Source organism: Gelidibacter maritimus (assembly GCF_014062315.1).
Lineage (GTDB): Bacteria > Bacteroidota > Bacteroidia > Flavobacteriales > Flavobacteriaceae > Gelidibacter > Gelidibacter maritimus.
In genome coordinates this window covers 526,642-545,684 of record NZ_JACGLT010000001.1, presented here as the reverse complement: position 1 = coordinate 545,684, position 19,043 = coordinate 526,642, and the positions used below count along the sequence as shown (strand labels likewise).

Sequence of the window (19,043 nt, the reverse complement as noted above, 5' to 3'; positions counted from 1 at the left end):
ATCGAGTAGGCAAAGGGAGTTTCACCCTAAGCCTCTCACAGAACCGTGCTTGAAAGTCTCCCCTCACACGGCTCTTGTTGTACAAATCTAAGCAATACAATTTATTTGATTGAAGTTCCAATGATAAAACAGTGTTGGATATTGTTTCCTAACCTCTGCTAACCATTGGTACCCTTTCGAAATACTGGTTTTATATCGCTTATACCTTTTCCTTGCCCACCAAACCAATCTTTTACTGAGTAACCGAAAGACTTTTGTAAGTTCATACATCTTAAATTTACCATAGTACCGCACCCATCCCCTGATTATTGGATTAAGATATTGGGCTACTCCTACGATGCTTTTAAAAGTAAGTTTGTTTACGCCGAGCTCTTCTAGCTTGTCAGCGATTCGTTTTCTTGAACCAATACTTATGGCACAATCATACCCTAAAAACAGCTTCCTCTTTTTCTTAGAGAAGGCAGTCCTGGGCTGAAAAGAATATCCCAGGAAATCAAATTTGATTGTTGGGTATTTTTCTTTTCTTCTGTAGTCTCGGCAATAGACAATTTTTGTCTTTTGTGGATGTAATTCCAATCCTACCGAAGCCATTCTTTGATGCACTAGATTAAGTACTTTTTCTGCGTGGGCTTTTGTATTACAGTGTAGTATCACGTCATCGGCATAACGTGTGAAGACTACATTTTTATCTGTCCGTTCCAACCATTTGTCAAAAGCATAATGTAGAAAGAGGTTTGCCAGTAAAGGGCTGATCACTCCGCCCTGTGGCGTTCCTTTTCCTTGCTTTTGGATTCGTTTTCCAGATATTGTAATAACGGGTGCTTCCAGCCATCGTTTGATATAGAGTTTTACCCAGTTTTCGGGCACGTGTTTCTCTACGGCAAGCATCAGTTTGTTATGGTCAATATTATCGAAGAAACCTTTGATGTCCAAGTCAATGACCCAGTTTTGTTTCCAACAGTTTTCTCTTACCTTTGATAATGCCTGATGGGCATTTCTCTTTGGTCGATAGCCGAAAGAATTGGGACTGAATACTGCCTCTAATCTTGGTTCAACAAACATTTTGACCACCATTTGGCCAACTCTGTCGCTAATGGTAGGTATGCCTAATTTACGGATAGAACCGTCTTTCTTGGATATCTCTACTTCTTTGACAGGTGGTGGAAAATAACTCCCTGATGCCATACGATTCCAAAGTTTGTAAAGGTGTCTTCTGCGATCGGCATCAAATTCTTGCATATCTATCGCATCCACTCCAGCACTCCCTTTGTTGGAACGCACTTTTTGATAGGCCTCCCAAACCATTTGGCGGCTTATCGGTATTGATTTTGTTTCATTCCATAAATTCATCCTCACTTTTGTAAGTTGATTTGTAAAATGCAACTGTACAACTTAACCCCTTTGCTCCATTTCCATTACAGAAACTTCATCACTACTACGGGTTAATCTGTCTCTGCATACAACTTCGGTATTCTGCCTCTAAGTTGTTCTTATTGTGCATTTCCCTTGCCATTTGTATGCAGTTTCCCAAGTTCCGTAAATAAGCCTGAATAAAGTTCTTGCCATCTGAATGACGCCAGCCTTACAGAAAATAAATAGGTTTCCTCTGTAATTAATGTTATTGCTAACATTACTTTTCACTCCGTATCATACTTCGTAGCTTTTGACTGGGGATAGCAACTTCTCGACACCTCTTCGATGGTTCACTTTCGTTCAACTCCTTTATTCGTACCTGCTAATCTCTTTGGACTAGATTCTCCTAAACGCTCAGCACCACAACTGTTAATTGCAGCACCTTTAGGTGGTTTAGAGCCATCGCCTATACAACGACTCTGATGGACCTACCATCATCTTATTTACAGCATTCAACCTTTTATTGCCGTGGTTGATTCTTGGCACACTATGAGCGGTGGCGTGGTTAGTCACGGAAAATTGCAAAGAGGCACTTGCCATTGGAAAATCTGCAGGATCTTCCAAGTATGCCAGAACAAGCTATTGCTTATGCATATGTTGGGCTTTAGTACTTTTTATTCGATATCTTTTTTAAGCTTGTTAGGATGTTGTCTTGTGTCAAAAATTGTTATTATTTCAATTTCCTTTTTTCCAAATTAACTCTGTAGTAAAATGTTGTTTGTTTAGTTACGACACATTTATAGAGATTATCAAATTCCGATGGTGTAGGACAACTGGATGGTTGTTAAGATATTTGCTCAATTTATTCAGTCAGTTTTGAAATGAATTTATCTCTCGTTTTTAAATTCCAATTTTCTAATAAATATTCCGAAAGTTTCAGGAGTTTTTATTCAGCAAGTTCAGATAAGAATACTTTCATTTACTATGAAATTTTCTTTAAAAAAGAATCATAGGAAATTCGTTTCCCATTATCCAAGTCCTCAATTCCCTCTTTTATTTCTTTTTGTTCAGACATACTTAATTCATTCCAAAAGTCATTTTTTTCCTTTTTTACAAAATCTGATACACGTTGAATAAACTCGGAATTTTCATTATCCAAAATAGCCTTGAGTAATTCCAGTTTTGTTGTTTTAATGTCCATTTAAGAATATTTTAATATTGAAATTTACGAAAAATTTTGCACGGTTTGTCGTTTTTTGTTTGAAGCCCAACTTCGAGTAATTAAACCCGAAAAGTAATTAATATCGGTTCTGATTTTAATGATCACATAAATGCATCTAAAAAATAATTAGACGTCCCTAATAATTAGGCGTCCCTATTAATCTTTAGTGATTTCAGAGCGTTATAATTTTCCGTGGCAATGCTCTCGGCATCCTTAACCATATCTTTGCCTATGGTGGAGGTCAGGAAAAAGCCAACCGTTGATGAGATGGCTATGCCAATAAAAGGGAAGTACTTAGAAGCCGATTTTGCCGCTACTGTTGCACCTGCTCTTCTCAACAAAAGCATAATCGCATCTTTTCCTAAATATTTGACACTAAACTGAAGGGCTTTAGCGGTCAAAACTTTGGCGTTGTTTTTATCCAACAAATCCATTATAAAATGCTGTTGCTCACCGCCCAGGCAATAAATATCCCTGACATGGACCCCCATTCTTGTGAGCAAAGATATATCCACCCCAACATCAAGTCCAGGAATAGGATTGACACCATTCACCGCTGATAAGGCTGAGTGCATGCCTACAATCTTATTTGCGAGTTCTTTTTTTTTTGATAGGATTTTTTGGCTGGTGATGTTGATATCAGCTACAAAACGTTGCTGCTTGATTCTCCCCAAGCTTGAATAAATATCATCCAAAAGTTGGCCTAAGTCATATTCTTGCGGATAGTCTGCTGAAGTTAGATAAATACCCTTGAGTCGGTAGCCTTTAAGATTTTGTTCAAGGTCATTCAAAACGGTGTTATAGGTTTCCTCTTCAGATATATCGCGTCTTAACGCGCGATCAATGGAATAGTCTATTTTTGTTCGAACGGCAAAGACAGGCATTTTTATTTTTAAAAGCTCATCTATTAAGTACAGATCATCTTCGTAAAACCGGTCGGCCGTCACTACAATGACGCAATCAAAATGGCTGATATTAAAGGTCTCAAGGTACTCCTCCTTTGGAAAATTGATGGTTGAGCATCCCGGCAAATCGTAAAAACTCAAACCTCTATGGTCTATAGGTTTTCCAACCTCCATGGTTGTTTCTACTTCGCCCACTTCTGCAATGTATTCCCCAACAATGGCATTGATCAGAGAGGATTTTCCAACCCCGCTCCTACCGATGATGCCACATTTTATTCTAGCGGATTCAAACTTATCCAGATCGGCTTTAAGTTTCTTTTCGAGATTTGCAATTTCTTTGTTTTTGCTCATTTTTTGATGGGACTAACAAGGGTGTTTAATCAAATTATTGATCGATAATAAGCTGCGAATTTAATACATTTTAAATAAACAACACCTGTGCTTAGAGTCGCTTGTAAATGCAAAAACTAACTATCTATAGGTTACAATAGCCTTTATAAGGTATCATTTTATTGATTACTGTTTTTCGTTTTCATCGCTTAATATACTCTCAATGGCCGTTAATTCTTCCTTTGAAAACTTTAAATTATCAATCGATTTTACATTCTCACGAACTTGCTCAGGACTACTTGCACCCACCAATACAGAAGTGATGCGATCATCTTTTAAAAGCCAGGCAATCGCCATTTGTGCTAAACTTTGACCTCTGGTTTCTGCTATTTCATTCAACTGCTTTACCTTTTCCAATTTATCTGTAGTGAGTTGTTCAGGCTTGAGATATCTTTTGTCTTTTCCCGCTCTTGAGTCTTCTGGAATCCCCTTAAGGTATTTATCAGTCAATATGCCTTGACTCAAGGGTGAGAAGGCAATGCCACCTGTCCCCTGACTTTCGAGTTCATCCAATAAACCGTCTTCCACCCAGCGGTCCATCATATTATAACGCGGTTGGTGAATCAATAATTTGGTGCCCATTCGGTCCAAAATTTCGCTCGCCTGTCGGGTTAAATTGGCTGGATAACTGGACACACCCACATAAAGCGCTTTTCCCTGTTGCACCATTTGATGCAGGGCGCCCATGGTTTCCTCTAAAGGCGTATCGGGGTCAGGACGATGGTGATAAAAGATGTCCACATAATCCAATCCCATTCGTTTTAAACTTTGATCGAGACTCGCAATCAAATATTTTTTGGAACCCAAATCCCCATAGGGGCCATCCCACATATCCCAACCTGCTTTGCTCGAAATCAGGAGCTCATCGCGATAGTTTTTAAAATCCTTCTTTAAGATTCTACCAAAGGTTTCCTCGGCCGAGCCATACGGCGGACCGTAGTTATTGGCTAAATCAAAATGTGTGATGCCGCAATCAAAGGCGGTTCGCACAATGTTTCTGGCATTTGTAAAATCGTCGGCATGGCCGAAATTATGCCATAACCCAAGGGATAATGCGGGCAATAAGATGCCACTCTTACCGCAGCGTCGATACGTCATCGTATCATAGCGATTTGATTGTGCTTCGTATTCCGGAATTGATTGTTGATTGTTATTCATTTAATTATACTGCTTTTTTTAAGTGTTTATTCTTTTGTCCGACTTTCTCTAAGAATCGACCATATTTTTCTGTTTTCCCGTAATTTTCTACAAAGTCTTCGTTTTCGAAAATTGTTTTCCCTCCAACCATGACTCTTGAGACCACACCTTCATTTCTATTGACCAATCTGTCATAATTATCAAATTCCTTTATCGGCTCAATGTCAACGTTTTCAGTAATGTTCTTAAGTTTTTCAGGATCTAAAATCACTAAGTCAGCCATTTTCCCCTTAGCCAGATAGCCACAATCCAGATCAAACCAATCGGCTTGCTCTTTTGAAAGTCGCCAGATACATTTTTCCATCGTCATGATTTGTTCTCCCTTGTCTATGGAATCCTGTACGATTTTAATCATTTTTAAAGGAAAATTGTAGAACGCCATATTATTGAGATGGGCGCCGGCATCGGAAAAACTGATCAAGTTGTATTTGAAGTTATAGAGGTTCTTATATTTCTCCTTTCTATCATTGGCGATGGTTGTAGTCCATCGTATTTTTTTATCATATTTTATGATGGTATCTAAAAACTCATCTACCGGATGCTTATTGTTTTCTTCAGCAATTTCATAAAAGTTTTTCCCGATCAAACTGGCGTCAGGACAATCGATGATGACCGCTTTGCTCAAGTCTTTGTGCCAGACTTTTGGCGCAAATTTTTTCTTTATTTCCTTTTTGAAATTTTCTCTAAATTGACGGTCATTTATAAGTTCGTTTCTTTGGTCCAATTCTTTGGCCAAATGTCTCAAGGCCTCACCACTGGGAAATTCCTCAAACATGACCGAATCTACACCATCGTAATATACCGTAAACGGGCAAGGTGGCGATTGCATTCTGAAATTTGCATTTCCCAAACTATTTATGGCTTTGGAACCGAAGGCCACCATTGGATAAATATAACGATCGCCAATGAGATCCATCATGGCAATCATGGTCGTTTTTAGCGGTTTTCGGAAAATACCAGCACTCGCCAACATATAATTAAGGGCATTGATTCGAGTAACCAAATTGGGAGCTCCCTGAAGAATTGCATCCCGCTCTCGTAGTAGATTGATCAGGCTTTTTCTCTCCTTCCACGACGCGTAAAATGAAGGCGTTTTATGGGACCAATATCTGTCCCCGTCCATTTTATCCCAAGGATTATCCATGGTAGATAACCCGATAAAACCTTCGTCTAAGGCATCGTTCAACATGTCCAGCATCATCTCTCTTTCTTGAGGTGTTGCAGATTCATTATCGGTTAAAGAGCGTTTGATTCCCATCGCTTTCATTCGTATGTCGGAGTGGCCTATAAACGAAGCGATATTGATTCCTAAAGGCAGCTTGCTGATATATGCCTTCCATTCCTTTGGTGTATTCCAAGTTTTTTCCTTTTCCAACAAGGGCAACATGACATCTCTTGGAATCGCTTCAACCCTCGTAAATGAATCGGCGGTGTCTTCTGCCGAATTATATACCGCCGAAACCGAACAACTTCCCAAAATGATGGTGGTAACGCCGTGCCGAGCCGATTCTTTAAGTCCGGGAGAAGCCAAAAGTTCAGCATCATAATGGGTGTGCGAATCGACAAACCCAGGAACAATCCATTGCCCTTCCGCATTTATTATGTTTAAACCCTCTTCAGAAAATGAATTGCTTAAGCCTATTTCCAAAATACGACCGTCGTCGTCAATTAATACATCTTGTTTAATAGCTTTTTCATTGGGCATTCCAGAAAAAAACAATCCATTTTTAATAAGTGTTTTCATGATTTCAATAATTCTTTATAGCTCATTATAGGTAGCTAAATATACCAATTATCCTATATTATATTTAAGACAAAAGAGGTTTTTCTGACTACAGGCTTAATTTTCTGAAACCTTCGAAACCAAAAACACCTAAATCTTATCTAATAACACAATAACAACTCTTCAACTGCTCTATATTCAAGGCCGATTTATTTTTACTAAATTCGTGATCGAGACAACTCATGTAAACCTCGCAACGGAAAATTAAAATGAAATACGATTATATTATAGTAGGCAGTGGTTTTGGAGGTTCAGTGAGTGCCTTAAGGTTATCCCAAAAAGGCTACAAGGTTTTGGTGGTTGAAAAAGGAAAATGGTTTAAAGCCAATGATTTTCCAAAAACTAATTGGAACTTCAGAAAATGGCTATGGATGCCTGGTTTACGGTTTTTTGGCATCATGAAACTTTCCGTTTTTAGACATATCGCTGTCATTTCTGGAACTGGAGTTGGGGGCGGCTCTTTGGTTTATGCCAATACCTTACCCACCCCAAAATCAGCTTTTTTTAAATCTGGAAGTTGGAGCGATCTCAACGATTGGGAAAACGAATTGAAGCCTTATTACAAAGAAGCCTTACGGATGTTGGGTGCTACTAAAAATCCAAAATTGTTTGATGGCGATTTGGGACTCAAAAAAATGTCAGAAGATTTAGGCATTGCGGACAGATTTGACGCCACCCGTGTCGCCGTTTTTTTTGGAACACCGAATAAAACGCAAAAAGACCCCTATTTTAATGGTGAAGGCCCGGAGCGTTCTGGATGCAATTTTTGCGGAGCCTGTATGACCGGATGCCGGTATAATGCTAAAAACACGCTGGACAAAAACTACCTCTACCTGGCCCAGAAAAACGGTGCGGAGATCTTGGCCGAAAACGAAGTCTACGATGTAAAGCCTATCAACGTTGCCGACGGTTCTGAAGGCTATGAAGTTTATATAAAAAACAGTACTAAATTCTTCAAAAAACATCAAAAAATCAAAGTCAAAGGAGTCGTATTCTCGGGCGGTGTTTTGGGTACCGTAAAATTATTGCTCAAGCTGAAACTATCATCCTTACCCAACTTATCGGATAAACTGGGCGAAGATATCCGCAGTAACAATGAAACTTTGGTCAGTGTTTCAGGACTTGACAAGGACAAAAACTATTCTAAAGGCATTGCCATTGGCAGCATCCTGAATACGGACGACAACAGCCATCTGGAAATCTGCCGATATGGAGAAGGCTCCAACGCCTGGAAATTGGTGCATCTACCTTACGTCACTGGATCGAATGTCATCTCCCGGCTGTTTAAAATTGTAGCTAAATTCCTAAAAAACCCAATCGACTATTTTAAAATATATTTTGTGAATGGTTGGGCAAAAAATACGGTCGTCCTACTTTTTATGCAAACTTTGGACAGCACTTTAAAATTTAAACGCAATGTTTTTGGGCAAATGACTTCAACCGTAAGTACAGGTTTGGCGCCAACGCCGTTTATCCCAGAATCTAAGGCACTGGTCAAAGCCTACCGAAAAGCGATAAATGGGGTCAGCACTTCTTTCGCTTTAGAGACCTTGGCGGGAATACCATCTACAGCTCATATCCTGGGCGGTGCAGTTATGGGAAAAGATCCTGCTACAGGAGTTATAGATAAAGATAATAACGTGTTCGGCTATCAAAATATGCTAGTCATTGATGGTGCGATGATTTCCGCCAACCCAGGAGTCAATCCGTCATTATCCATTACCGCCATTGCGGAACGGGCAATGGATCAGATTCCCAATAAATCCACCTAACTATTAAAAATTTTCAACGTTTAGACATTGAAATCTTGACTTAGGGTAAATCTAATCTTTCAATGAATAAATCCGTCGTATAACTGAGGCTTTCTCTGAGATGCGCTTTTTTCAATCCACTGGAAATCGAAATCACCTCGCCCCTGAAATTTTCAAATATAAATAAGGGATACCCAAGTGTTGCCATCTTTTGCACTTGTTGGGAATTTCGATTATAAATAACGGCTTCTTTGATATGTGCACTCGTTTCATTTACGGACCACTCTGGATCATTGCTTGTGCCATAAATTAGATGCCCATTGACACTTAATCCAAATGCGGTATAAGGATGTTGAAAATACTGTAGAGATGAGAAATCGAGCGTTGAGTACAATTGTCTGTCCTCAAAATTAATCAGATAATGCCCAGCAGCGTTGAATTGCGTTCGGCCTCCACCGTAATTTTTAATGGGTACGGATACGGTTTGGTCAAACGAGATTTGCCCATCATTTGCAATTGTATAAAGCATACTTGAAGTTTCATTCTTATGCCCCACTAACCACTGATTATTTTCTATTTCCAACACATTATAATTATAAACGGATTGGTGTGTGGTAAAATGAGGTTTGGAATCCACAAGGCTCAGACTGCTTCCATTTCTTTTAAAACTATAAATAGTGTCGAAATCTGTAAGGATCCAATACCCTGTTGCTGAATACCCAAAATCATTCAACATACGAATTTCATTGGGTTTCATAACATATTTAAAGTCTAAGTTTGCTGCATCATACACGTGCAAATCGTTTCCTAAACCTATTAACAGTTCCTTTCCATGAGACGAAGTGACGATTTTAATTGGGAGGTCTGTTGATGTATTAGCGATATTTTCCGTCACCACTTTCATTTGCATGGTCTCATAATTATATCGAAACAACGCCGGTTTATAGGACCCTTCAGTTTGATTCCCATAGAAATAAATAATAGGCTCAGTAGGATCAATGGCATGTGAAGCTATCCGATGTAATGGTAAAAGTCCTTCCTTTTGATAATTTACTTCCCAAGCGGTGGTATAGTCCTGTGGACTCGGGTAGGTTTTATTTCCAAAAATATCATAAACGCGAATACTATAAACTGGATTTTTTAGAAACGGTGGATTTTCATCTATAAACGAGGTAACCCCTCTATCTGAAATTTTAGCAACACTAACCATCTGTTTGCCGTAACCCGCATATCCCGCGGGAAAATTGGAATATGAAATTTCATAATGTGAAAAATAAGGCATTTCACTTTCCTCCCAATTCAATAGAATGGTCGTGCCGGCCACTTCGGGTTGATATAAATTAACTGGTGTGGCTTCAAGTGTATAAGTATCCAAGGTATGGAAGTAGCTTTCACCCAAAGTTCCCGTACTTACTTTAGTTTTGAGATAGTACCCCAAACGCTCTTCAGCTGGAGGTGTCAGATCGGTAAATTCTGTAGTATTAATATCGGTAATGGTTTCAATCAGGACCGCATTCCCTTTAGAAGCGTTTGGACCAGCACTACGATAAACCTCATAGGCTACAAACGATTGCGCATCAAAGTAAGGCTGCCAAGTAAAACTGATCACATTATGGGAATTCTCCGGATTTCTATTAAAGGTTTTAGAAACCATGTCAAATTTTGTGGGTACATAGCGCTTAAGATAGACCACAACAATGTCCAATTTGCCATCATCATCAATGTCCAACCGCGATTTAAAAACAAGTTCATCGGCAGACACTTGCGTAACCACCAAATCGTCCGATTGGCCCCAGCTGTTGGTTAAGGTAATCACCCCATTATTCAGTGCAAAATTCAATGTTTGCTCCACGAATTGACAATCGCTGCTTTGAAAAAGATATTCTGTATAAAGATCATCTCCTGAAAACACCACAAAATCGCGTCCACACTCTCTATAGGTGACAGGCACGTCAGCAATTTGGTTTTTAAATCCTATTTTCATAATGGTCCAAGTCCCCACCAAGTCACTGGTCTTTACTGAAGTTTTGGCTCCAGAATAGAAATTTGAATGGCCGTCCGAACCATCATCGTCCGTACTGCACGAAAGGAACAAACAGCATCCGAGTAAACAAAGTAGGTATCGCTTTAACATAGGATTCAATTTTGGCGTTAAAAGTAAATGAATTTGTAATACGTTGGTCGAGTATTACCATCAATTATCGGTTCTGTCACAAAGTTAAAACATCATAATTTATTGCTGTATGAACCTATTGTACGTTTGATTTACTACCCTTTTTTGACTTTAAAACACCGGATATGATGTTTCGCAATCAACAACCCCGAAATCTGAAAGACCGGCACAATTGGGCAGGCCTCGAGACATTAAAACTTTGTGGAAGTAGTTAAGATGAATTTTTAGCGAAATTTTAATACAATTTTACCGACTATAGGTCTCAAAATGAGTTAATTTTGCCGCACCAAATTTTAAAAGAATGATTTCCGACTTATTTATTGCCATGCTATGGAGTGTTTCACCTTTAGGAGAAGCTAAAGTGGGCATTCCTTACGCGCTATTGAAGGGGGTAGATATTTATGTGACCTTCTTATTTTGCTTCTTGGCCAATTTGTTGGTCTTTCCTATAATGATTTTCTTTCTTGATGTTATCAATCGCTATTTTATCAGATGGTATTACTATAAGAAAGCGGCCATTTTTGTGGCGCGACGAGCCAAAGTAGGCGCTGGAAACAATGTGAAAAAATACGGATTTTGGGGTCTTATGATTTTCGTATTGATCCCACTTCCAGGAACTGGAGTTTACGCAGGCACAATTGCTGGTTATCTATTTGGGCTGGAGAAAAAACAAGTTTTTTTGGCAAATTCCATTGGAATTTTTATTTCATGTGTCATTGTATGGGCTACCACTATTGCGGCCATGAATGGGTTTAATTAATACGCAATTCTTCAAAACCAAATAAGATTGAGTGTCCTCAATTTTATTTTATAATAATTTCCAGTTCTTCAATTGCCAACCCTTGGTGTGGATTTGATGGATCTAACAAACGTAATTCTATTTCATTTAGGTTTTCGTTGCTGAGATTTACAGCAGGGATGGTCAACTCGTATAAATTGCGCTCGTGATGGTTGTCATAATTTAGTGATGAGACTGTATGTTCCTCATTGTTTATAACGAGTTTATAACTGTTGTTTTTCCGAGCGGCAAATACAACTTTCAATTCAGATGGTTCTTTCGAATCATTTTTCAAATACCATTTCATGTTGATCACCGTTGCTTTAGTCGAATAATAATCATGTCCGCTGTAGCTGTGGTATTTCTCAGCATTGTCTTTGGTCAGACGAATTTCCTTGTTTGTATTTGCTACTATAACCTGAGTCGGAATAATTGTCAACCCCTTCTCATATTCGAGGACAAGCGTTGTAGCGTATTTATCTTTAGGCAATTGATTGGTCAAATCCAATTCATAGCCTGCATCCGTCATTTCACCTTTTAAAAACATTGAGCTGTCCGAAAGTGGATAAGCGCTCTTGACCTCTATATCGATACCTTTAATTGTTAATTTATTGTTCTCAGGAAAATCGATAATATGTAGATACAATTTACCAGGCTTGCTGGTAATCATTCCCCAATCTTGTTCTTGTATCGCTGTACCTCGTGAGCCATAAATCGATTCGCCGTTTTTCTCCAGCCATTCCCCCATCTCTGTAAGGACCTGTTTTTCGAACGGAATCACAGTGCCATCTCCTTTGGGACCAATATTTAAAAGATAATTTCCACCCGTGCTTACCACTTTTAGCAAATCATTGATCTTCTCCGCGACTTTATCTTCGACATTACCACGCTCCTGCCATGAACGGTAACTCCAAGTTTCATTGAACATGGAAGCCGGGGTTTGCCATGGGACTCCCATTTTAAAATCAGGCTGCTTATTGTCGCCCATGACCACAAAATCGCCCTGATCATTCCAAATTCGTCCACTGATCATGCAATCAGGTTGTAATTTCTTGACCAATGCTGCCATTTCTTTACTTTGTTCGTAAGTTGGTGACCCCATATCAAACCAAATTTCAGAGATATCGCCATAATTGGTTAATAATTCTTCAATCTGATTTAAATTGTATTGGTGATGCAGAGCTGGTATGGCATCTGAATTATTAACAGATTCAAAAGGCAATGCTCCTTCATAATCCCAATCAATCAGAGAAAAATACACTCCAAATTTAAGATTGTGGCGTTTAGAGGCTTCCGCCAATTCTTTAACAATATCTTTATGATACGGTGTGGCATCAACCACATCAAACGTTGTGTGTTTTGAGTCGAATAAACAGAAACCGTCATGATGTTTGGCAGTTAAAACAATGGATTTCATCCCCGCTTGTTTCGCCAAAAGGGCAACGGCATCAGCATCCCAGTTGATGGGATCAAATTGTGCTGCCAACTGTCTATAGTCTTCAGTTGGAATTTTTGCGTGTCCTTTTATTTGCTCACTATAGCCCGTAATTTGCTCACCGTTCCAAACTCCAGCAGGAATTGAATATAAACCCCAATGGATAAACATAGAAAACTTATTGTCCTCCCAACTATTATTAATAATGGGCGTGTCTGACTCCGTTAGACGATTAGATTTTGAGGGGTCCGAATTACACGAGCTTATCAATAAGAAAACACTCGCGAAGATTATAAATTTTGAAATAAAATCTGACATATTGAAATCCAATTTTTATTGTTCCGTTAGCCTAGCAAATAGGTATCATGAGTAAAAATACGGTCACTTTTTATAATCGATGCTTTATATTCGAAAAATTTTCATGTTTCAAAAACTAAAAGCATGTCAAGGTGACTCAAATCGCAGCTTTGCAATTTTTTATATTGTATATCCACTTCTGGACCTAAGGATTTAAAAATGATATTGGAATGCCAATTACTGGTTAACCTCTGTCGATTATTAGCGGGCGGAACAAGGTTTATTCCGTTTTTAAATGAACATTTCATTTTTTTAGGGTGAATTGTAAATAGGTAATATTTTTATCTATTGCTGGGTTTCCATAATGCATTGGCTTCCTTTTTTTCTTGAAAAGATACGTACTTGGGCTTTTAGAATATTATATTTGGAAAACTTCTCGATCGAACAACAAAACATGAATAAATTTGTATAGATTAAGAATCGGAATGCCCCTATTCCATCCCTAATAAAAAACGAAATATGAAATTTATCGGTAGTCAGTTAGCGTATTATATGAAAGATACTGACTTTAAAAAAAACTCTAAGATCTTACTCAAATATTTAGCGCTCTTAGCTGCAGTCATCGTCATTTACTCTGTTCTTTTTCATTTCATAATGGCGTCCGAAGGTCAGGATCACTCTTGGATAACGGGATTCTACTGGACACTTACTGTCATGAGTACCCTTGGCTTTGGTGATATTACATTTGCCTCCGATCTCGGTCGTTTTTTCAGTATTATTGTATTGCTTTCTGGCATTTTTATGCTCATGATAGTCTTGCCATTTGCCTTTATCAGACACTTTTACATTCCACTTTTAGAGTCAAAAAAGAAAAACAAGGTACTTCGTCAGGTTCCCGCAGGAACGAAGAATCATATCCTAATATGTTCTTATGATATGATTGCCAGAGATCTTGCTGAGCGGTTAGAACAGGAGAACACGCCCTATTTTGTTATTGAAAACGACATTGATACAGCCCTTAAATACCACGATGAAAATATTCCTGTACTGCTTGGCAAATTGGATGACCAAAAAACCTTTGCCCTTGCCAATATTAACGATGCAAAGTTGGTTTTGATCAATAGAGATGATTTTTTAAACACTAAAATCATATTGACCATTCGGGAAATTTCAGAAACAGTTCCTATTGTTTCCATTGCCACCCTTATCGAATCCGTAGATGTACAGCAATTAAGTGGTGCTGACCACGTGCTGCCCATAAAAAAATGGTTGGGTGAACAATTGGCCAATCGGGTCAATACACAGCATGCCGAGTCTCATGCCATTGGTCAATATGAAGATCTCTTGATTGCAGAATTACCGGTCTACAACACCCCTTTAGTGTCTAAACTTATCCGAGAAACGGATTTAAGACAAAGGTTTGGGGTCAGTATTGTGGGTATCTGGGAGCGTGGCCGATTGCAGCCTATAACGGGCAATGAAAAGCTCACCCAAGAGAGCATTTTAGTAATCATAGGTCACAAAGAACAGCTAAAAAACATTGATGAGCTCTTTCATGATTACACTGCAAATCCGCATCCCGTATTGTTAATTGGTGCGGGCCGGGTTGGGTTGGCAGCAGCTAAATCATTACATAAAAATGGCGTCTTGGTTAATGTGGTGGACAAGGATCCGGAGGTCTGCAAAAAGGTAAAACCATTTTGCAACAAAGTTTATACGGGTGATGCCTCAGATTACCAATTGCTAAGAAAGGCAGGAATTCTTGAAGCTCCCTCAGTATTATTGTCAACCCATGACGACACCATGAACATTTATCTTGCCTCCTATTGTCGCCAGTTAAACAAGGATGTAAGAATAGTGAGCCGTATCTCTGAAGCTCGAAATGTTGATATTATATTAAAAGCAGGCGCTAACTTTGTATTGAGCTACTCTACTTTAGGCTCAGAAGCCGTTTTATCAATTTCTAAAGACCAAGAGCTCACCGTTCTTGGGGAAGGTTTTACTCTGTTTATCATTCCGATCCCAAAATCATTAGAAGGCAAGTCGCTTGCAGAATCGGATATTGGTGCTAAAACAGGGTTATCGGTCATTGCCATAAAAGAAAAATCGGAGGTCAAGACCTTATTATCGGCACAGACCGTACTACCTCACGGCGCTGAAATAGTGATGCTCGGTAATATCGAAATGAAACATAAATTCAATAAGATCTACGTAAAGGACAATTGATGATCACTTTTTAATTCGGCAGAGTATGGGAAACGTCCCACATCAATACCTCTTAAACCTATCATCTCCGTATTTTACAGGGTTTTAGATAATGTATTCTGCAATGGCCTGTGCTGATTGCGGATTTCAAGATGATGTTCATCACAATTGCGTTGCAACAATCTAATAATAGCACTAGTTTGGTGAATGATGATTTATAGCCACGAATCAATGCTCTTATGCATGCTTTTGGAAAGCCGACCAATAATTTCTAACTTTAGTCAAACGACAACTATCAAAAACCCAGAAAATGAGCAGATTACTCCCTTTGATTTTAGTAATAATAATTTCATGCAAGGAAAAAGAGCCCAATACAAGTTCCTATGTAGCTTTCACCGGGGCTGTAATCATAGACGGTAGCGGCAAGACACCGATCCAAAATGGTACCTTGCTGCTCAGCGAAGGACGAGTTATGGCCGTGGGAAGCCAGGAGGCTATAGATATCCCCGAAAACACCCAGATTCATGATGTTTCGGGTAAAACCATAATCCCGGGAATCATCAATGCCCACGGTCACGTTGGGGACGTAAAAGGAATCGAAGGCGGCCACTATTCTAATGAAAACACTATTGATAACCTTTCCATCTATGCAAGGTATGGTGTAACGACGGTAGTGAGTTTGGGTGGCGAACGTATAGAAGCAGAACCACTTAGAGCAGTAAACGATACTACAGCTGGACAAAGGGCACGGTTGTTTATTGCTGGAGAAGTCATTGACGGCGATACTCCGGCCGAAGCATTGGCCGTAGTTGAAAAAAACCATAAAATGGGCGTTGATTTTATGAAAATCCGAGTAGATGATAACTTGGGCACTATACAAAAGATGCCCGAAGATGTTTATAAGGCGGTCATTAACCGATCACATGAACTGGGTTATAAAATATCCACCCACATGTATTATCTCGAAGATGCCAAGAAACTTTTGGAAGCAGGCTCGGATATGATGGCACATAGCGTGAGGGACGTGCCGGTAGACACAGAATTTATTGCTCTTTTAAAGGAAAAAAATATAAGTTACTGTCCGACGCTCACACGCGAGCTTTCAACATATATTTACGGCGAAGAAGGTGATTTTTTCGATGATCCTTTTTTTAGTAGGGAATATGACAGTGCTACCGTACGGCCCTTAAGAGATCCCGAATATAAACTGAAAATAAGAAATAGCCTTAGCGCACAGACCTACAAAAAACAACTACCAGTTGCAATGTCAAACCTAAAAACCTTGTCAGATGCTGGGATTCCCATAATTTTCGGAACCGATAGTGGTATTCCTACGAGGTTCATGGGGTATTTTGAACATTTGGAAATGGAGCTTATGGCAGATTCCGGTCTCACCCCAATGCAAATAATTGTTTCAGCCACCAAGATTCCTGCGGAATATCTAAACCTGAAGGATTTAGGAACGTTGAGCCAAGGGCATTGGGCAGATTTTGTAATCCTTGATGCCGATCCATTAGAAGATATTAAAAATGTAAGGCACATTCATAAAGTATTTATTGGCGGAGAGGAAATAAACCGTTAATCATGGTGCGACAAGCCACTTTTCTATGAATTTTAAGTGTTGAATACAACCCTAATTAAAAACGACGTCTTAGTTTTGGAGATTTCACACTCCTACTCCATGGAATGTTTTCCAAGTAAAATTTTGGAAAAGACTTTAGCTCAGAAAATCTTAAAAAACGCTTTACATCCCTTTTTTTTTGACAAACACTGCCATTTGTTTATAGTTTAAGCAATGTTTTCTTACATTAATTGAAAATCTGCCTAATGTTAGTATCCGTATTTTAATAAATCAGGATGTCGCTGAATTATCACTTATAATATTGCATGAATGTCTACTAACACTTAAGGTCTATTTTATTCAATAGCGCGCTCCACAGCCTTAAGAAAGCCCTGTCTTCCTTGAGTAAGCTCTTTAGAACCGGCTTTAGGCCAAGCTGCCATTTGGGCAATAACAAGATTCTTGTGGGGATTGATATACACCATTTGACCAAATATTCCGAAAGCCGCATAGCTCCCATCTTTAAAACGCCACCATAGATAGCCATAACCATCCCCCTCATCATTTACTTGTTTTATTAAGGAAGTGGCATCGTTCATAAATTCCTCTGAAATTATATGTTCATTTCCAATCTTACCCTTATCCAACATGAGCATCCCAAATCGTGCGAAATCCCGTAAACTTGCCGAAAGACCACTTCCGCCGAGATTCAAATTGCTGCATTCATCAGCAAGCCAATAGGCACAATGCTCCATTTGGAAAGGTTTCCAAATCTTTTCCGAGAGGTATTCCGCTAAGCTTAAACCGGTAGCCTTTTGGACTAAAATCCCTACCAAATCAGTTTCACCGGTACTATAATTCCAATGCGTTCCAGGCTCATATTTAAATTTTAACGGCTTCATATAGGTTAAAATATGAGACTCGTCACCTTGACAATCTGCTTTATACATTTGCCCAACATCAGAATTTGGATCTTCATAATCCTCATTCCAATCAATTCCTGATGTCATTGTCAACAGTTGCCGAACGGTCACTTCACCGTAGTCAAAACCATTAAACTCAGTGATGTATTTCTTTAGCGGATCCTCCAGGCTTTCAATAGCTCCATCCTTTAAAGCGATACCAACCAACATAGCCGAAACAGATTTTGCTACGGAAAAGGACGTCCATAGTGTCTCTGGATGGATGCCATCAGCATATTTTTCCATTCTGATCTGATTGTCCTTTAAAACGATTACTCCCTTTACATGATTGTCTTTCATATAAGAAGCCAATGTCGTCTCATCTTCCCATTTTGGAGCTATATTCTTATATGTTTTCAAGGATACGCTGTGATTGCCATTAGGAATTGGAATGCTCGGGAATATATTGTGCATTATTGGAAATCTACGTTCCTTTTCCTCTTGCGACCAAAAGAGTAAACTTTCAAGTTTTTGCCCCATGGTTTCACCAGGGATGTCCGCAATTTCAGTATTGGTCTCTTTGATATCTGGACTATAACAATCTTGAGCAGTTAGAGTTAGTGAACACAACACTAACAATAGCATGAAAAACGTTTTTCTATTGATCATATTTTTAAATTTGATAAAGTAAATTATAATATTTTATATGTAATTTTTTAGGAGTATACTTCTACTATCCGATGAAATAAATATTATATCGCTATAAACAAAAGGTTTTACTATTTCAGGTCCAAAGATAAGTGTAAAGATAAGAAGTATACTTTACTCCTAAAATTCATATCGGGCTGCTTCCTAATAATTGTCGGAAAGTAATACAGTGTTTTTTAATATACCATCTTCTTGAATTCGATGATTGCGCTTGAAGCTCATATGCTACACTATTTGCATAGGATGTTAAAGGTCAAAAAAGGTAGGCCACATGGAAGTTAGCGGATGATTATCAACACTAAAATGTACCAATTTTCTACTTTTTTCATCTATAAAGATTACCTTTCTTTCGTTAAACGTAAGATTTAAAATTCAACGTATTA

At 38.8% G+C, this 19,043-nt stretch carries 13 protein-coding genes; 4 read left to right on the top strand and 9 right to left on the bottom strand.

Annotation, left to right across the window (positions count from 1 at the left end):
* Nucleotides 1-87 precede the first annotated feature (87 nt).
* The 6 genes from ltrA to H3Z82_RS02250 all read right to left on the bottom strand — a co-directional run bounded on the left by ltrA (nucleotide 88) and on the right by H3Z82_RS02250 (nucleotide 6,811).
* A complete protein-coding gene (ltrA, locus tag H3Z82_RS02275) occupies nucleotides 88-1,350 on the bottom strand; it encodes a group II intron reverse transcriptase/maturase (protein WP_182202247.1) in 1,263 nt (420 codons plus the stop codon).
* Nucleotides 1,351-1,490: 140 nt separating this feature from the next.
* Nucleotides 1,491-1,631 carry a hypothetical protein gene (locus H3Z82_RS02270; RefSeq protein ID WP_182202246.1) on the bottom strand — a complete coding sequence of 47 codons (141 nt, stop codon included), beginning with the start codon at nucleotides 1,629-1,631 and terminating at the stop codon, nucleotides 1,491-1,493.
* Nucleotides 1,632-2,335: 704 nt separating this feature from the next.
* Nucleotides 2,336-2,554 carry a hypothetical protein gene (locus tag H3Z82_RS02265; protein WP_182202245.1) on the bottom strand — a complete coding sequence of 73 codons (219 nt, stop codon included), beginning with the start codon at nucleotides 2,552-2,554 and terminating at the stop codon, nucleotides 2,336-2,338.
* Between the two features lie 164 nt (nucleotides 2,555-2,718).
* Nucleotides 2,719-3,831, bottom strand: a complete 1,113-nt coding sequence (locus H3Z82_RS02260) for a GTPase (protein ID WP_182202244.1) — start codon at nucleotides 3,829-3,831, stop codon at nucleotides 2,719-2,721.
* A 165-nt stretch (nucleotides 3,832-3,996) separates the two neighbouring features.
* Nucleotides 3,997-5,028, bottom strand: a complete 1,032-nt coding sequence (gene mgrA / locus H3Z82_RS02255) for an L-glyceraldehyde 3-phosphate reductase (RefSeq protein ID WP_182202243.1) — start codon at nucleotides 5,026-5,028, stop codon at nucleotides 3,997-3,999.
* Nucleotides 5,029-5,032: 4 nt separating this feature from the next.
* Entirely contained in the window at nucleotides 5,033-6,811 is a 1,779-nt protein-coding gene (locus tag H3Z82_RS02250; protein ID WP_182202242.1) for an N-acyl-D-amino-acid deacylase family protein, read from the bottom strand.
* Between the two features lie 248 nt (nucleotides 6,812-7,059).
* Between H3Z82_RS02250 and H3Z82_RS02245 the strand changes: the two genes are divergently transcribed.
* Entirely contained in the window at nucleotides 7,060-8,622 is a 1,563-nt protein-coding gene (locus tag H3Z82_RS02245) for a GMC oxidoreductase (protein WP_182202241.1), read from the top strand.
* 40 nt (nucleotides 8,623-8,662) lie between these two features.
* Here H3Z82_RS02245 and H3Z82_RS02240 read toward each other — a convergent pair whose 3' ends face one another.
* Nucleotides 8,663-10,735 carry a lipocalin family protein gene (locus H3Z82_RS02240; RefSeq protein WP_182202240.1) on the bottom strand — a complete coding sequence of 691 codons (2,073 nt, stop codon included), beginning with the start codon at nucleotides 10,733-10,735 and terminating at the stop codon, nucleotides 8,663-8,665.
* Between the two features lie 340 nt (nucleotides 10,736-11,075).
* Between H3Z82_RS02240 and H3Z82_RS02235 the strand changes: the two genes are divergently transcribed.
* Nucleotides 11,076-11,534 carry a COG2426 family protein gene (locus tag H3Z82_RS02235; RefSeq protein ID WP_182202239.1) on the top strand — a complete coding sequence of 153 codons (459 nt, stop codon included), beginning with the start codon at nucleotides 11,076-11,078 and terminating at the stop codon, nucleotides 11,532-11,534.
* Nucleotides 11,535-11,577: 43 nt separating this feature from the next.
* On the opposite strand, the gene H3Z82_RS02230 is transcribed toward H3Z82_RS02235, so the two are convergent.
* Entirely contained in the window at nucleotides 11,578-13,305 is a 1,728-nt protein-coding gene (locus H3Z82_RS02230; protein ID WP_182202238.1) for an alpha-L-fucosidase, read from the bottom strand.
* 498 nt (nucleotides 13,306-13,803) lie between these two features.
* Here H3Z82_RS02230 and H3Z82_RS02225 point away from each other — a divergent pair, with 498 nt between their 5' ends.
* On the top strand, nucleotides 13,804-15,510 hold the full coding sequence (locus H3Z82_RS02225) for a potassium channel family protein (RefSeq protein ID WP_182202237.1): 1,707 nt from the start codon (nucleotides 13,804-13,806) through the stop codon (nucleotides 15,508-15,510).
* Nucleotides 15,511-15,799: 289 nt separating this feature from the next.
* A complete protein-coding gene (locus H3Z82_RS02220) occupies nucleotides 15,800-17,071 on the top strand; it encodes an amidohydrolase family protein (RefSeq protein WP_182202236.1) in 1,272 nt (423 codons plus the stop codon).
* Nucleotides 17,072-17,406: 335 nt separating this feature from the next.
* Here the strand turns inward: H3Z82_RS02220 and H3Z82_RS02215 are convergent, their stop codons facing one another.
* Nucleotides 17,407-18,621: a serine hydrolase domain-containing protein gene (locus tag H3Z82_RS02215; RefSeq protein WP_182202235.1), complete on the bottom strand. Its 1,215-nt coding sequence runs from the start codon at nucleotides 18,619-18,621 to the stop codon at nucleotides 17,407-17,409.
* Between the last annotated feature and the right edge of the window lie 422 nt (nucleotides 18,622-19,043).

Bases quoted from the DNA above. Each gene is read 5' to 3' on its own strand.
- ltrA (WP_182202247.1), bottom strand. From the start codon at position 1,350: ATGAATTTATGGAATGAAACAAAATCAATACCGATAAGCCGCCAAATG.
- H3Z82_RS02270 (WP_182202246.1), bottom strand. From the start codon at position 1,631: ATGTTAGCAATAACATTAATTACAGAGGAAACCTATTTATTTTCTGTA.
- H3Z82_RS02265 (WP_182202245.1), bottom strand. From the start codon at position 2,554: ATGGACATTAAAACAACAAAACTGGAATTACTCAAGGCTATTTTGGAT.
- H3Z82_RS02260 (WP_182202244.1), bottom strand. From the start codon at position 3,831: ATGAGCAAAAACAAAGAAATTGCAAATCTCGAAAAGAAACTTAAAGCC.
- mgrA (WP_182202243.1), bottom strand. From the start codon at position 5,028: ATGAATAACAATCAACAATCAATTCCGGAATACGAAGCACAATCAAAT.
- H3Z82_RS02250 (WP_182202242.1), bottom strand. From the start codon at position 6,811: ATGAAAACACTTATTAAAAATGGATTGTTTTTTTCTGGAATGCCCAAT.
- H3Z82_RS02245 (WP_182202241.1), top strand. From the start codon at position 7,060: ATGAAATACGATTATATTATAGTAGGCAGTGGTTTTGGAGGTTCAGTG.
- H3Z82_RS02240 (WP_182202240.1), bottom strand. From the start codon at position 10,735: ATGTTAAAGCGATACCTACTTTGTTTACTCGGATGCTGTTTGTTCCTT.
- H3Z82_RS02235 (WP_182202239.1), top strand. From the start codon at position 11,076: ATGATTTCCGACTTATTTATTGCCATGCTATGGAGTGTTTCACCTTTA.
- H3Z82_RS02230 (WP_182202238.1), bottom strand. From the start codon at position 13,305: ATGTCAGATTTTATTTCAAAATTTATAATCTTCGCGAGTGTTTTCTTA.
- H3Z82_RS02225 (WP_182202237.1), top strand. From the start codon at position 13,804: ATGAAATTTATCGGTAGTCAGTTAGCGTATTATATGAAAGATACTGAC.
- H3Z82_RS02220 (WP_182202236.1), top strand. From the start codon at position 15,800: ATGAGCAGATTACTCCCTTTGATTTTAGTAATAATAATTTCATGCAAG.
- H3Z82_RS02215 (WP_182202235.1), bottom strand. From the start codon at position 18,621: ATGATCAATAGAAAAACGTTTTTCATGCTATTGTTAGTGTTGTGTTCA.